Below are 14,090 nucleotides of genomic sequence, written 5' to 3' on the forward strand. Positions count from 1 at the left end.
CCTGGAGGCGAAGGATGCTGTATCCGTATTTGTTGGTGGTTCATCTACTGGCAGCCATCGCCTTTATCGGCACGCTGTTTTTTGAACTGCTCATCTGGCAGGCGGCGCGCCGCCACGTGCCGGCTGCGGCGCTGGCCGGGGTAGACCAGGCGCTGTCGGTGCGTTCACGCAAGGTGCTGCATGGTGTGGTGCTGTTGTTGTACGGCGCGGGGCTTGGCCTGGCCTGGCATCACCGCGCGGCGCTGAGCCAGCCGCTGGCCAGCAGCTTTGCCAGCCTGCTGAGCCTGAAGATCGTCCTGGCCCTGAGCATCATTGGCCATTACCTGTTGCTGGCGTACTGGCTCAAGCGCGGACGCTTGAGCGAGGGGCGTGCGCGTTGGATTCGCTGCAGCATTCTTGGCCATATGTTGGTGATCGTGGTACTGGCCAAGGCGATGTTCTATTGGCATTAGCCTGCGCCGTACTCAGGCGGGCCCTTGCCTGGATTACAACTGCTGCGCGCTCGATCGCGGGTCAAGCCCGCTCCCACAGGTTTGGCGTACACAGACCCATTTGTAGGAGCGGGCTTGCCCCGCGATGAGGCCAGTGCGTTAAGCCAGGGCTTTGACGAACAGCACATCGTTCTCCAGATGAATATGCTGCAGCAAATCCTCGCGAAATTCCGCCAGCCCACGGTACAGGGTACGCCATGTGTTGCAGGCACCTTCCGGCGCGCTGATGTCGTTGGTCAACAGGCTCAAACGCTCCAGCGCCTCACCATGCTGGTCGTGCTCCATGCGCATCACCTGGATCGGCGCACCCGCCTGGCGACCCATGCCCCGTTGCAACATCGGGAACAGCACCTGTTCCTCCTTGAGCATGTGCCCTTCAAGTTCCTGCTGCATGTCCTGCAGGTGGTCGGCCAGGCCGTTGGGGCACTGGGCGTGGCCGCCATGGACCTGCTCGACGCGTCGGGCCAGGCGGATCAGTTCCGGCAGTTGCTCACGGTGACGATCGTGGTAGCGGGTGAGGATATGGGCGATCAGTTCGGTCGGGTTCATCAGGGGGCCTGCTCTGCTGGCAAAGTGTCCCAGGGTGATTGCATCGCCCATGCCAGCTTTACTTGCCCGAAATCAAGGTCTGGCGCCGGGCTTGTGGTGAAATCTACCTGCCTGCCTGCGGGTAGCGATAACCATAGAGGGTAGTAACTACCATGCTGCGTGAAAGCCTGGCCGCCGACCTGATCGTCGAACTGCCCAATGCCGTGCGCTTGCAGCGCCTGGTACAAACCCTGCGCGAGTACTTCAACTGCGGCGCGGTCGGCCTGTTGCGCCTGGAGGGCGACAGCCTGCGCCCGCAGGCCAGCGTCGGGCTGGTCCACGAAGCCCTCGGCCGGCGCTTCGTGATCGCCCGGCATCCGCGCCTGGCAGCGATCATGGCTTCGCGCGAGCCGACCTGGTTCGAGCCCGACAGCCGCCTGCCGGACCCTTACGATGGCCTGCTCGACAGCGCGCTGCATGAGCCCTTGGCTGTGCACGACTGCATGGGCGTCAGCCTTTACGTAGAAGGCCAACTGTGGGGTGCGATCACTCTCGATGCGTTGCAGCCGGGGACCTTCGACAGCGCTGCCCGCGATGAACTCAAACGCTGCACCTTGCAGATCGAAGCGGCCCTGCGGGTCACCCGCATGGAGCAGGAGAACCGCAGCCTGCGCCTGTCACGCAGCGAACCCCAGGACCTGCGTGCGCCGCTGGAAGCGAGCGAGATTCTTGGCCATAGCCCGGTGCTGCAGCAGTTGCTCAACGAGATCGAACTGCTCGCCGACGCCGAACTGCCGGTGTTGCTGCTGGGCGAGACCGGGGTCGGCAAGGAGCTGTTCGCCCGCCGCTTGCATGGTTTATCGCGGCGCCGCCACAAGCCGCTGATCCAGGTCAACTGCGCGGCCTTGCCTGAGTCCCTGGCCGAGAGTGAGCTGTTCGGCCATGTCAAAGGTGCGTTTTCAGGCGCCAGCAGCGACCGCGCCGGGCGCTTCGATGCGGCCAACGGTGGCACGCTGTTTCTTGATGAAGTCGGCGAACTGCCGCTGAGCGTGCAGGCCAAGCTGCTGCGCACGTTGCAGAACGGCGAGATCCAGCGCCTGGGCGCCGACAAGCCGCTGCACGTGGATGTGCGCATCATCGCCGCGACCAACCGGCACTTGCCCGACAGCATCCGCGACGGTCTGTTTCGCGCCGACCTCTACCATCGCCTGTCGGTGTATCCGCTGCCGATCCCGCCGCTGCGCGAGCGCGGCGACGATGTGTTGATGATTGCCGGGCAGTTCCTTGAGCTCAACCGCACCCGCCTGGGCCTGCGCGGCTTGCGCCTGTCGCCGGCGGCCGAGCGGGCGCTGCTGGCTTACCACTGGCCGGGCAATGTGCGCGAGCTTGAGCATGTAATCAGCCGCGCCGCGCTCAAGCAACTGAGCCGCGAGGGCAGCCGCAACCTGATCATTACCCTGGAGCCGCAGGTGCTCGACCTCGACAGTGCGCCGGCTGCCGCGCCAGTGGCAGAGCAGGGGGCACCACCGGCGCTGGCGTTCAGTTCCCTGAGCGAAGCCGTCGACGCCTGCCAGCGCCAGGCCATTGCCCAGGCCCTGCGCCTGAGCGGCGACAACTGGGCCAGCGCCGCGCGGCTGCTGGCGCTCGACCCGAGCAACCTGCACAAACTGGCCAGGCGCTTGCGTCTCAAGTAACGCCGCTGGCGTTGATGGCGGTCAAGGTGCGGGCGTGGCGCTGCTTACAGACTGCGCACACCTAACCAGGAGATCATCGCCATGCCGTTGTCCCTTGCCCAGATGCGTCGCAACTACACCCTCGGTGGCCTGCAGGAAGCCGAAGCGCCGCTGGAGCCTCTGAGCCTCTTTGCCCAGTGGCTGCAACAGGCCCGCGAAACCGAACGCGAGCCGGTGGAGGCCAACAGCATGCACCTGGCCACGGTGGACGCCACTGGCCGCCCGCATTGCCGGGTATTGCTGCTCAAGGGCGTTGACGAGCAGGGCTTTACCTTCTTCGGCAACTACCAGAGTGCCAAGGGCCAGGAACTGGCAGCCAATCCCTATGCGGCGATGACTTTCTTCTGGCCGGGGCTGGAGCGCCAGGTTCGCATTGAAGGGCCGGTGGCGCGGCTTGACCCGCAGCTGTCCGATGCCTACTTCGATTCGCGCCCCGAAGCCAGCCGCCTGGGCGCCTGGGCGTCGCCGCAAAGCCGGCCGCTGGCCGACCGCGACGCGCTGCAGGCAATGCTCGCGCAGACCATTCGCCGCTTCGTCGAACAACCCCTGCGCCGCCCCGAGCACTGGGGCGGCTACTGCCTGAAGCCTGAACGCATGGAGTTCTGGCAAGGCCGTGCCGACCGCTTGCACGACCGCCTCGACTACCGCCATCAGGGCGGGCAATGGACGCGCCAGCGCCTGGCGCCCTGAGTCCGAAGAGATACCTCCAAGGAGGAATAGGTTCGCCCAGGCTTTAGGTTCAGGCTTGGGCCCATCCCTATCTCACCGGAGCCCAGGCCATGGCCCATCTGGCGCAACGCACGTTTGAACCCCTGAACATCGCTGTGCTGACCATCAGCGACACGCGCAACTTTGATACCGACAGCTCGGGGCAGACCCTTGTCGACCTGCTGCAGGCGGCCGGGCATGTGCTGCTTGAGCGCGACCTGGTCAAGGACGATATCTACCAGATCCGCGCCACGCTCTCGCGCTGGATCGCCGACCCCAAGGTGCAGGTGGTACTGACTACCGGCGGCACCGGCTTTACCGCCCGCGACAACACCCCGCAGGCGGTGCTGCCGTTGCTGGACAAACACGTCGAGGGCTTTGGCGAGTTGTTCCGCCAGGTGTCGCTGGCCGAAATCGGCATGTCCAGCCTGCAGTCGCGCGCGCTGGCCGGCATGAGCAATGGCGTGCTGGTGTGCTGCGTGCCGGGCTCGCCCGGCGCCTGTCGCACGGCCTGGACGCAGATTCTCGACAGCCAGCTCGACAGCCGCACCGGTCCGTGCAATTTCGCCCCGCATCTCAAGGCTCAATCCGAGCAGGCCATCGACGCCTGTGGGACGCGGCCATGAGCGGGCGCGTGTGCGACAGCGGCAAGTTGATCCCGGTCGACCAGGCCATCCGCCATTTGCTCGAACAGGCGCCGCCACCACCGGCGGCGCAGATGGTTTCGCTGGAGCAGGCCCTGGGCCGGGTGCTGGCGGCCGATATCCACGCCCCGCGCAGCCTGCCGGGCTGGGATAACAGCGCCATGGACGGTTTTGCCTTCAGGGCCGCCGACCTGCCTGCGGCGGGCGGTTGCCTGACCCTGGCCGGGCGCATCGCCGCCGGCCAGCAGGCCAGTACTGCATTGCAGCCAGGCCAGGCGCTGCGCATCTTTACCGGCGCACCCTTGCCGCCAGGCGCCGACACGGTGGCCCCGCAAGAGCTGTGCCGGGTTGACGGCGAGCAGGTCTGGCTGCCGGCCGCAAGCCTTGGCGCGCATGTGCGCAAGGCCGGCGAAGAGGTGCGCGAAGGTCATCTGCTGCTGCAGGCCGGCAAGCGCCTGCGCGCCCAGGAGCTGGGCCTGCTGGCCGCCTCGGGGCTGGCCTGGGTCGAGGTCCATCGGCCCTTGCGCGTCGCTTTGCTGAGCAGCGGCGACGAACTGCGTGAACCCGGCCAGCCGCTGGCCCCGGGGCAGATCTACAACAGCAACCGCTATTGCCTGACGGCCCTGTTGCAAGGCTGGGGCGTGGAGGTGCATGACTACGGGGTGATGGCCGATGAGCTGGCGGCCAGCAAGCACGCGCTGAACCTGGCGGCGGCCGAGTGCGACCTGCTGCTGACTTCTGGCGGCGTGTCAGTGGGCGAGGAAGATCACCTCAAGCAAGCCATCCAGGCGCTGGGCCGTGTCGATTTCTGGCGCCTGGCGATCCAGCCGGGCAAGCCCCTGGCCTTTGGCGAGGTGGCGGGGCGGCCGTGGATCGGCATGCCGGGCAACCCGGCCGCGGCGCTGATCACCGCGCTGGTGGTGGTAAGGCCCTTGCTGCTGCGCGCCCAGGGCGTGCGTGACGTGCTGCCACAGCCCGTGGCGCTGCCGGCCGGTTTTGACTGGCTGCAGCGTAACAAGCGCCGCCAGTACCTGCGGGCGCGCTTGTTGCCCGAGGCCAACGGCCAGTCCAGCGTGCAACTGCACCCGCAGCAAAGTTCGGCGATGCTCAGCGCCGCCTGCTGGGCCGACGGCCTGGCGCTGGTGGAGTGCGAGCAACAGGTGCACAAACACGACAGCGTACAGTTTTTGTCATTTGCCGAGCTGATGCAGTGAGTGGCCTTGATTGCCGTCAAGGTTCTGCTGGAGGCGCTGGCTAGACTGGCAGCGCTTTTTCCAGTGCTCCGGGCCTGTGTCAACCGCGCAGGCCAGTGGAGATAGGTTTCTTTGATGAGGAAAACCCATGCAACTGGTCTGCCCGGCAGGCAACCTGCCTGCGCTCAAAGCCGCGGTGCGCCAAGGCGCCGATGCGGTGTATGTCGGCTTTCGCGATGACACCAACGCCCGCCATTTCGCCGGCCTGAACATGGACGACAAGCAGTTCGACGCCGCCGTCGGCCATATCCGCCAGCACAATCGCAAGCTCTATGTCGCGGTCAACACCTACCCGCAACCGCTGGGTTGGGAGCGCTGGCAGCGGGCGGTGGACCGCGCCGCCGACCATGGTGTCGATGCCCTGATCGCCGCCGACCCGGGGGTGCTCGGCTACGCCGCCGAGCGCCACCCGCAGCTGAACCTGCACCTCTCGGTCCAGGGCTCGGCCACCAACGCCAGCGCCCTGGCTTTCTACGCCCGGCACTACAACATTCGCCGCGCCGTGCTGCCGCGGGTGCTGTCGCTGGCCCAGGTGCGTCAGGTCGCTGCCAGCACCACGGTACCGATCGAGGTGTTCGCCTTCGGCAGCCTGTGCATCATGGCCGAAGGGCGCTGCCACCTGTCCTCGTACATCACCGGCGAGTCGCCGAACCTGTGCGGCGTGTGTTCGCCGGCCAAGGCGGTGCGCTGGAGCGAAGATGCCGATGGCCTCAGCGCGCGCCTGAGCGAGGTGCTGATCGACCGCTATCAAGCTGACGAACCCGCCGGCTACCCGACCTTGTGCAAGGGCCGCTTTATGGTCGGCGGCAAGCGCTTCCACGCCCTGGAAGAGCCCACCAGCCTCGACACCCTCGACCTGCTGCCAGAGCTCGCCGCCATGGGCGTCGAGGCGGTCAAGATCGAAGGCCGTCAGCGCAGCCCGGCGTATGTCGAGCAGGTCACCCAGGTCTGGCGCGCCGCGCTCGACGCCCACCGCCTGGCGCCGCAACGCTTCACGGTCAAGGCGCAGTGGCGCCAGGTGCTGGCCGGTTTGTCCGAAGGCAGCCAGACCACCCTGGGTGCTTACCATCGATCATGGCAATGAGGGACTGCACATGAAGCTCAGCCTGGGACCCGTGTTGTACTACTGGGACAAGGAACAATTGGGGCGTTTCTACAGCGAAATGTCGGCTTTGCCCCTGGATGTGATTTACCTGGGGGAAACCGTCTGCTCGAAACGCCGGGCGATGAACCTCGACCACTGGCTGGGCCTGGGCCGCGAGCTACAGGCCTGCAGCCCGGCGCAGATCGTGCTGTCGGGCCTGACCCTGATCGAAGCTGCGTCCGAGCTCTCCAGCCTGCGCCGCCTGTGCGATAACGGCGAGTTGCTGGTGGAGGCCAACGACATGGGCGCGGTGCAGTACCTGGCCGAGCGCAAGCTGCCGTTCGTGGCCGGGCCGGCGCTGAACCTTTACAACGGCCATGCCCTGGCCAAGCTGCTCGAGTGCGGGATGATCCGCTGGGTGCCGCCGGTGGAGTGCTCGGCGGCACTGATTCGCGCGGTGCTCGACCAGGCCGTTGAACTGGGCCGTGAACTGCCCGAGGTCGAGGTCTTTGCCTATGGCCACCTGCCGCTGGCCTATTCGGCGCGCTGCTTTACCGCGCGGGCGGAAAACCGGCCCAAGGATGACTGCCAGTTCTGTTGCATCAACTACCCCGATGGCCTGGCCCTGAGCAGCCAGGAAGGCCAGGCGCTGTTCACTCTCAACGGCATCCAGACCATGTCCGCCGAAGTCACCAACCTGCTGGCCGACTATGCCGGGTTGCAAGCCTGCGGCGCCGACCTGCTGCGCCTGAGCCCGCGCGCCCAGGGCATGTCCGAGGTGATCGAGGCCTTTGCCCGGGTGCGCCAGGGCGAGGCGCCGCCGCTCTGTGTCGACGGCTGCAACGGCTACTGGCATGGCCAGGCGGGCATGTTGCGGGTCGAGGAGGTTGGCCTGTGCTGAACCGTACGCAATGGCTGCTCAAAGGCGCCGACAAGGTCCTGCCCTTGGTGCGCAAGGTGCCCTTTGTGATCCAGCGCGTGGCCTTGCAGCAGGCGCTCAACCGCTGCCTGGCCGAGCCCTTGCGCGACGGCGAGTTCGACCTGTTGCGCGGGCGCTGGCTGTGCCTGCGCATCCCTGACCTGGACCTGACCTGGTACCTGACCCGCAACCGCGAGGGCCTGCAGATCGCCGAGCGGGCCAGGGCCGATGTGACCATTCGTGGCAACTGGCGCGAGTTCCTGTTGCTGGCCAGCCGGCAGGAAGACCCGGACACCCTGTTCTTTCGCCGCCGCCTGGTGATCGAGGGCGACACCGAGCTGGGCCTGACCCTGAAAAACCTGATCGACAGCCTCGACCCCGAGGTGCTGCCGGTGTGGTTGTGGCGCAACCTGGAACGCGCCGGCAAGGGCCTGGCGGCAAGCTCTGGGCAGCGCCGGCGCGCGGGCTAGCCCGTGTAGCCGGCCAGATCATCGGTGTTGAGGATCTGGATGCTGCGCCGCTCCATGGCGATCAGGCCGCGTTCCACCAGGCGGTGCAGGGTGCGCGAAAAGGTCTCCGGCTGGATCCCCAGCTTGGAGGCCACCAGGCGCTTGGACACTTGCAACTCGAGCCGGCCGCTGTCCGGGTCGCACTCCTGCAGCAAAAAATTGATCACCCGCCGGCTGGCGCTGGCCGAGGTCAGGGTGTCGATGTCCTTGAGGCGCTGATGCAGGTGGATGCTCATGCTCGCCAGAATCGCCAGGCACACCTGCGGCTGGTCTTCCAGGGCATTGCGGTAGTGGCCGCCGTCGATGCTGATCAGCAGGCAATCCTTGAGCGCTGTGGCCGTCACCGGGTAGCTGCGCGCCTGGCTGAACAGCAGCGCCTCGGCAAAGGTCTGGCCCGGCTGGATGATCTCCACCAGGTGCTCCTGGCCCTCGGCGCTGAGCCGGTACAGCTTGATCTGGCCGCTGACCAGCAAGAAGAAGCGCTTGGCCGGGTCGCCCTGGTGCATGAGCGTGTCATGACAGCCCAGGCGCCGGAGCATGGCCAGGCTGCAGACGGCTTCGAAGACTTTCTCCGGCAGTTGGCTGAACAGGTGATGGCGACGTAAAAGCAGAACGCTAGAAGGGTGGGTCAGCATGGCGTACCTCCGCTGACGCCTATGGTAGAACCCGTGGCGCCGGCGGCCTATGCCTCTGCCGGTCTACCTCCAAAGGGGCAGTCGCCGGCTCAGGCACTGTGGCGCAGGTGCTCAAGGGCCCACACCGCCGCCTCCACCCGCGAGCGCAGGCCGAGCTTGTGCAGCAGATTCTTCACATGCACCTTGACCGTGCCTTCGGTGATCCCCAGCTTGTGGCCGATGACCTTGTTGCTGTAGCCGCTGGCGATGGTTTTCAGCACCTGGCGTTCGCGTTCGGTGAGCTCGACGTCGGCCTGGCGTGGCGGTGAGCGCAGGGCCTGGGCCATGACCCGGGTCAGCCCCGGGCTGATCACCAGGGCGCCGTTCATGGCATCGCGGATGTACTGGATCAACAGCTCCGGCTCCATGTCCTTGAGCAGGTAGCCGTCGGCGTCCAGGCGCAGGGCAGCGCGGATATCGTCTTCGGCATCGGACACGGTAAACAGCAGCACCTTGCCGGCAAAGCCCTGGCTGCGCAGATGGCGCAGGGTTTCGATGCCGTTCATCTGCGGCATGTTGTTGTCCAGCAGCAGCAGGTCAGGTTGCAGCGGCGCGATCAGGGCCAGGGCTTGTTCGCCGTGGCTGGCCTCGCCGACGATCTCGAAGTCGTCTTCCAGTTCAAGCATCTGGCGAATGCCATGGCGCATCATCGGGTGGTCGTCGACCAGCAGTATCCGGTAGCGCGGGGAGGGGTTCATACAGAGTTACCTTCGTTCAAGTGCCCGAGAAATTCCGGGCGAAATTCCATCTGTACCCGGGTGCCTTGCGGCGCCCGGCCAACAATCTGCAACTGGCCGCGCAGGCTGCGCGCCCGCTCGTCCATGATGTTCAGGCCATGGTGCTCGCGCAGGTCGTGGGTGGCGCTGAAACCACGGCCATCGTCCTCGATCGACAGGCAGACCTGCTCGCCGTGCTGGCGCAATTGCAGCCAGGCGTTCTGCGCATGGGCATGGCGCAGGCAGTTGGACAGCGCCTCGCGGGTGATCTGCAGAATGTGGATCTGTTCGCTGGCCGACAGCTCGAAGGCCAGGCTGTCGACGTGCAGGTGCACCTGGAACTCGCCCCGGCGGGAGAACTCCTCGGCGGTGTCCTTGAGTTCCTGCACCAGGCCTGCGTCATGGATCTGCAGGCGAAAGGTGGTGAGCAGTTCGCGCAACTGCCGGTAGGCGTTGTTCAGGCCTTCGCGCAGCTCGGCGGTGACGTTCTCAAGGGTTGCCACCGGCTCGCCACGGCGCATCAGGGTTTGCATGCGGCTGACCTGCAGCTTCATGTACGACAGCGCCTGGGCCAGCGAATCGTGCAGCTCGCGGGCGATGATCGCGCGTTCTTCGAGCAGCACCAGGCGATGGTCCTGTTCGCGCTGGCGCTTGAGCGACAGCGAGGTGCCGATCAGGTTGGCCAGGGCCTGGATCAGCTCGGTTTCCCAGGCTTGCGGCTCGTGGCCGTCGATAAAGTGCGCCTTCAATTCACCGAGGGTGCTGCCCTGGTTGCTGATGCTGAAGGTATGGCGCAGGGTGCGCTGGTGGCGCTGGCAACTGGCGCAGTCGCTGCTGGCGCAGATCTTGCGGCTGGCGGCGCCATGCAGGGCCAGCAGTTGCTGGGCCGGGGCCTGCAACTGGCCTTGCAGGCACAGCGACAGGCGCAGGCCCGGCAAGCGCTGCTGAAAGCGCCGGATCAGCTCATCCAGGCCCTCGGCGTTGGCCAGCCGCGTGGCCAGGCTGCGGCTGCTCTGGTACAGCAGTTCAAGGGCGGCATTGGCCTGCTGCAGGTTGAGGGTTTTTTGCTGCACCTGGCTTTGCAGCGTGCGGTGCGAGTGTTCGATGGTTTCGGCCATGGCGTTGAAGCGGGTGGCCAATTCGCCGAGTTCGTCTGCCGACTGATGATTGACCCGCGCCTGGAACTCGCCACGGCGAAAGCGCTGGGTGGCGTCGACCAATTCCTTGAGCGGCGTGATGACGTTGTACTGCAGCTCGTACAGGCCGAACAGCAGGACGATCATGGTGGTGAACAGCGCCGCGCCCTGGATCACTTGCTGCCAGCCCTGCTTATGCTCGCTCTGGCGCTGCAGCAGGCTGACAAACTGGTTGAGCTGGTTGACGAAGGGCAGGGTGCTGGCCTGAAACGTGGCGGCGTCGCCGCGCTGCAAGGCTGGCAACAGGGTGTGCTGCCAGTAGTCCTGCAAGCGCTGGTAGCTGGCCTGCAGTTCAAGGTTCTTGCCGTCTTCAAGCACCGCTTGCAGGGCCGGGCTGTTGAGCCGTTGCTGCAGGCTGTCGCGGATGCGCTCAAGCTCGGCAGGCTCGGCACCGGCGGCGAGCTTCCAGCTCAGGTGGTAGGTCTCCATGCGCACCGAGCCTGCGGTATTGATCGCCGCCGCATCGCCCTGGCTGAACCAGGCGATCAGGCCGGCGCTGAGCGAGCTGGCCAGGGCTAGCACGGCAATCAGGATCACCGCCAGGCCGGCGCGCGCGGGCAACGAGCTGCGCAGCCAGCCGATCATGGACGGCGGCCGGGGGCGATGAGTGTAAAGCGGTACATGGAGCACTCCAGGGTGTTGCAGCTGATCGTTTCGCAGCCTTCCCTGGCGCTCTACCTCTAAAGAGTTTGCAACTGTCAGATTTCTTGCGATGGCGCTGAGAAACTTGACAAGGCCCTGATAAACAAAGGGTTTAGAGGTTTTTCGGCGCTACCTCGTTGGAGGTAGGCAGTACAAGCATAGGCCCAGGGGCGCCAGGGCTTCTTTGATCGGGGTCAAGTTTTATCGGGGTTTGCCTCTCTAGTCTGCCGGCCATGGCTACCTGACTGGAGACCCGAGATGACTCAACCGCGAATACGCCAAGGCCTGGTATTGGGCATGAGTACGCTGGCCTTCACCGTCTGCTTCATGGTCTGGATGATGTTTGCCGTGCTCGGCGTGCCGATCAAGGACCTGCTTCAGCTCAACGAAACCCAGTTCGGCCTGCTGGCCGCCACCCCGGTACTGACCGGCTCGCTGGTGCGCCTGCCGCTGGGCATGCTCACCGACCGCTTTGGCGGGCGCAGCGTGTTCTTCCTGTTGATGCTCGCCTGCGTGCTGCCGCTGTACCTGATCAGCCACGCTACGGCGTACTGGCAGTTCCTGGTCCTGGGTTTGTTTGTCGGCCTGGCCGGTGGCTCGTTCTCGGTGGGCATCGCCTATGTTGCCAAGTGGTTCGAGCAAGACAACCAGGGCCTGGCCATGGGCATTTTCGGTGCCGGCAACGCAGGCGCCGCGGTCACCAAGTTCCTCGCCCCGGCACTGATTGCCGCCGGCAGCTGGCAGCTGGTGCCGAAGGTGTTCAGCGCCATCCTGTTCATTACCGCGCTGCTGTTCTGGTTGCTCAGTGCCGACAACAAGGCCCATCGCAGCGCCAGCGGTGCGAGCCTTGGCGAGCAGCTCAAGGCCCTGGCCGAGCCTGCGGTGTGGCGCTACTGCCAGTACTACTCGATCGTCTTCGGCGGCTACGTGGCCCTGGCGCTGTGGATGACCAAGTACTACGTCCAGGAATACGGCTTCAGCCTGCAAAGCGCGGCGCTGCTGGCCGCCTGCTTCTCACTGCCGGGTGGCGTGCTGCGCGCCGTCGGCGGCTGGATGTCGGACCGTTGGGGCGCACAGAGCGTGACCTGGTGGGTGCTGTGGGTCAGCTGGATCTGCCTGTTCCTGCTCTCGTACCCGCAAACCCAGCTGCAGGTGCAGACCATCAACGGCCCGCTGGACTTTCACATCGGCCTGAACCCTGCGCTGTTCACCGTGCTGCTGTTCGTCATGGGCATCGCCTTCGCCTTCGGCAAGGCCTCGGTGTTCAAGTACATCGCCAACGACTACCCGCAGAACATGGGCGCGGTGTCCGGCATTGTCGGCCTGGCCGGCGGCCTGGGCGGCTTCATTCTGCCGATCCTGTTCGGCGCGCTGGTCGACCTCACCGGCGTGCGCTCCTCCTGCTTCATGTTGATGTACGGCGTGGTCTGGGTCTCGCTCATCTGGATGTACCTCAGCGAAATCCGCAAGCGCCCGCTGCTGGGCAGACAGCCCGCAGCCGTAATGCCCCCGTTTTCCAGCATTGCCCAAGGAGAAGACCATGTCGGTTCTTAAACAGCCTGACCAAGGCCCGGTGATTCACGACTGGCGCCCGGAAGACCCCGCGTTCTGGGGGCAAAGCGGCAAGCAGACCGCCACCCGCAACCTGTGGATCTCGATCCCCGCACTGCTGCTGGCCTTTGCCGTGTGGATGGTGTGGAGCACGGTGATCGTGCGCCTGAATGCCATCGGCTTCAGCTTCAGCACCGACCAGTTGTTCTGGCTGGCCGCCTTGCCCGGGCTCTCGGGGGCGACCTTGCGGGTGTTCTACTCGTTCATGGTGCCGATCTTCGGCGGCCGGCGCTGGACTGCCCTGAGCACCGCCTCGCTGCTGGCACCATCGCTGTGGATGGGCTTTGCCGTGCAAGACCCGAACACCCCCTACAGCGTGTTCGTGATCATCGCGCTGCTGTGCGGCTTTGGCGGCGGCAACTTCGCTTCGAGCATGTCCAATATCAGCTTTTTCTACCCCAAGTCGCAGCAGGGCACCGCCCTGGGCCTGAACGCCGGGCTGGGTAACCTCGGCGTTTCGGTGATGCAGTTCTGTGTGCCGCTGGTGATCACCTTCGGCCTGTTCGGCGCCCTCGGTGGCCAGCCGCAGGCACTCGCCGACGGCGGTCAGCTGTGGCTGCAGAACGCCGGTTTCATCTGGGTGCCGTTCATTGTCCTGGTCACGGTGCTGGCCTGGTTCGGCATGAACGACCTGTCCAGCGCCAAAGCCTCGTTCAGCGAGCAGGCGGTGATCTTCAAGCGCAAGCACAACTGGCTGATGTGCTGGCTGTACCTGGCAACCTTCGGCTCGTTCATCGGTTTTTCCGCAGCCTTTCCGCTGCTGATCAAGACCGCTTTCCCGCAGGTCAATGCCCTGACCTTCGCCTTCCTCGGCCCGCTGGTCGGCGCCCTGGTACGCCCGCTCGGTGGCTGGCTGGCCGACAAGCTCGGCGGCGCGCGGGTGACCCTGTGGAACTTCGTGCTGATGATCGTCATGGTCTTCGGCGTGCTGGCGTTCATCCCCGCCCAGGGCGAGAGCAGCAACTTCTACGGCTTTCTCGGCATGTTCATGCTGCTGTTCATCACCACCGGCATCGGCAACGGTTCGACCTTCCGCATGATCCCGGTGATCTTTCGCACCCTGCACGAACAGGCCGCCAGCGGCAAAGGCGCCGCCGCCCGCGAACAGGCGCTGAAGAACGCCGGCAAGGAATCGGCCGCAGTGCTGGGCTTCAGCTCGGCGATGGGCGCCTTCGGCGCGTTCTTCATCCCCAAGACCTTCGGTACTTCCATGGCCCTGACCGGTGGCCCGCAGATGGCCTTCTACCTGTTCGTCGGCTTTTACCTGAGCTGCATCGTCGTGACCTGGTGGTGGTACGCACGCAAAGGCGCTGCGACCCCCTGCTGACAGAACCCCGAATTCACACCTTGCCCGGGCGGGGCGCAGAACCCCGCAGCCGCAA

At 65.6% G+C, this 14,090-nt stretch carries 13 protein-coding genes and 1 pseudogene; 10 read left to right on the top strand and 4 right to left on the bottom strand.

Annotated elements, in window-relative coordinates:
* Positions 1-14: 14 nt before the first annotated feature.
* Complete coding sequence (locus tag JYG36_RS12400) at positions 15-452, top strand: hypothetical protein (RefSeq protein ID WP_093381857.1); 438 nt, start codon at positions 15-17, stop codon at positions 450-452.
* Positions 453-590: 138 nt separating this feature from the next.
* Here JYG36_RS12400 and JYG36_RS12405 read toward each other — a convergent pair.
* Positions 591-1,025 (bottom strand): annotated as a pseudogene (locus JYG36_RS12405) (hemerythrin domain-containing protein); the annotation flags it as partial.
* A gap of 167 nt (positions 1,026-1,192) precedes the next feature.
* On the opposite strand from JYG36_RS12405, the gene norR reads away from it, so the two are divergent.
* The 7 genes from norR to ubiT all read left to right on the top strand — a co-directional run bounded on the left by norR (position 1,193) and on the right by ubiT (position 7,830).
* Positions 1,193-2,713: a nitric oxide reductase transcriptional regulator NorR gene (gene norR / locus JYG36_RS12410; protein ID WP_213604177.1), complete on the top strand. Its 1,521-nt coding sequence runs from the start codon at positions 1,193-1,195 to the stop codon at positions 2,711-2,713.
* An 81-nt stretch (positions 2,714-2,794) separates the two neighbouring features.
* Positions 2,795-3,442 (top strand): pyridoxamine 5'-phosphate oxidase, encoded by a 648-nt coding sequence (gene pdxH / locus JYG36_RS12415; protein WP_213604179.1) that lies wholly within the window; start codon positions 2,795-2,797, stop codon positions 3,440-3,442.
* An 89-nt stretch (positions 3,443-3,531) separates the two neighbouring features.
* A complete protein-coding gene (gene moaB / locus JYG36_RS12420; RefSeq protein WP_093381863.1) occupies positions 3,532-4,086 on the top strand; it encodes a molybdenum cofactor biosynthesis protein B in 555 nt (184 codons plus the stop codon).
* Positions 4,083-5,318 carry a molybdopterin molybdotransferase MoeA gene (locus JYG36_RS12425; protein WP_213604181.1) on the top strand — a complete coding sequence of 412 codons (1,236 nt, stop codon included), beginning with the start codon at positions 4,083-4,085 and terminating at the stop codon, positions 5,316-5,318. The genes moaB and JYG36_RS12425 overlap by 4 nt, the downstream gene beginning before the upstream one ends.
* Before the next feature lie 127 nt (positions 5,319-5,445).
* Complete coding sequence (gene ubiU / locus JYG36_RS12430; protein WP_093381865.1) at positions 5,446-6,441, top strand: ubiquinone anaerobic biosynthesis protein UbiU; 996 nt, start codon at positions 5,446-5,448, stop codon at positions 6,439-6,441.
* 10 nt (positions 6,442-6,451) lie between these two features.
* Positions 6,452-7,342, top strand: a complete 891-nt coding sequence (locus tag JYG36_RS12435) for a U32 family peptidase (RefSeq protein WP_213604183.1) — start codon at positions 6,452-6,454, stop codon at positions 7,340-7,342.
* Entirely contained in the window at positions 7,336-7,830 is a 495-nt protein-coding gene (gene ubiT / locus JYG36_RS12440; protein ID WP_213604185.1) for a ubiquinone anaerobic biosynthesis accessory factor UbiT, read from the top strand. The genes JYG36_RS12435 and ubiT overlap by 7 nt, the downstream gene beginning before the upstream one ends.
* Here ubiT and JYG36_RS12445 read toward each other — a convergent pair.
* From JYG36_RS12445 to JYG36_RS12455, 3 genes are all read right to left on the bottom strand, one after another.
* Positions 7,827-8,504 carry a Crp/Fnr family transcriptional regulator gene (locus tag JYG36_RS12445; protein WP_045198004.1) on the bottom strand — a complete coding sequence of 226 codons (678 nt, stop codon included), beginning with the start codon at positions 8,502-8,504 and terminating at the stop codon, positions 7,827-7,829. The two genes, ubiT and JYG36_RS12445, sit on opposite strands and share 4 nt — an antisense overlap.
* 89 nt (positions 8,505-8,593) lie before the next feature.
* Positions 8,594-9,241, bottom strand: coding sequence for a two-component system response regulator NarL (narL, locus tag JYG36_RS12450; RefSeq protein ID WP_093381868.1), 648 nt, complete (start codon positions 9,239-9,241; stop codon positions 8,594-8,596).
* A complete protein-coding gene (locus JYG36_RS12455; protein WP_213604187.1) occupies positions 9,238-11,040 on the bottom strand; it encodes a HAMP domain-containing protein in 1,803 nt (600 codons plus the stop codon). The genes narL and JYG36_RS12455 overlap by 4 nt, the downstream gene beginning before the upstream one ends.
* 315 nt (positions 11,041-11,355) lie before the next feature.
* Here JYG36_RS12455 and JYG36_RS12460 point away from each other — a divergent pair, with 315 nt between their 5' ends.
* Complete coding sequence (locus tag JYG36_RS12460; protein ID WP_213604189.1) at positions 11,356-12,651, top strand: MFS transporter; 1,296 nt, start codon at positions 11,356-11,358, stop codon at positions 12,649-12,651.
* Positions 12,638-14,035 carry a NarK family nitrate/nitrite MFS transporter gene (locus tag JYG36_RS12465; protein ID WP_093381874.1) on the top strand — a complete coding sequence of 466 codons (1,398 nt, stop codon included), beginning with the start codon at positions 12,638-12,640 and terminating at the stop codon, positions 14,033-14,035. Before JYG36_RS12460 ends, JYG36_RS12465 begins: the two co-directional genes overlap by 14 nt.
* The last annotated feature ends 55 nt before the right edge of the window (positions 14,036-14,090 follow it).

This window comes from Pseudomonas sp. SORT22 (genome assembly GCF_018417635.1).
Classification (GTDB): domain Bacteria; phylum Pseudomonadota; class Gammaproteobacteria; order Pseudomonadales; family Pseudomonadaceae; genus Aquipseudomonas.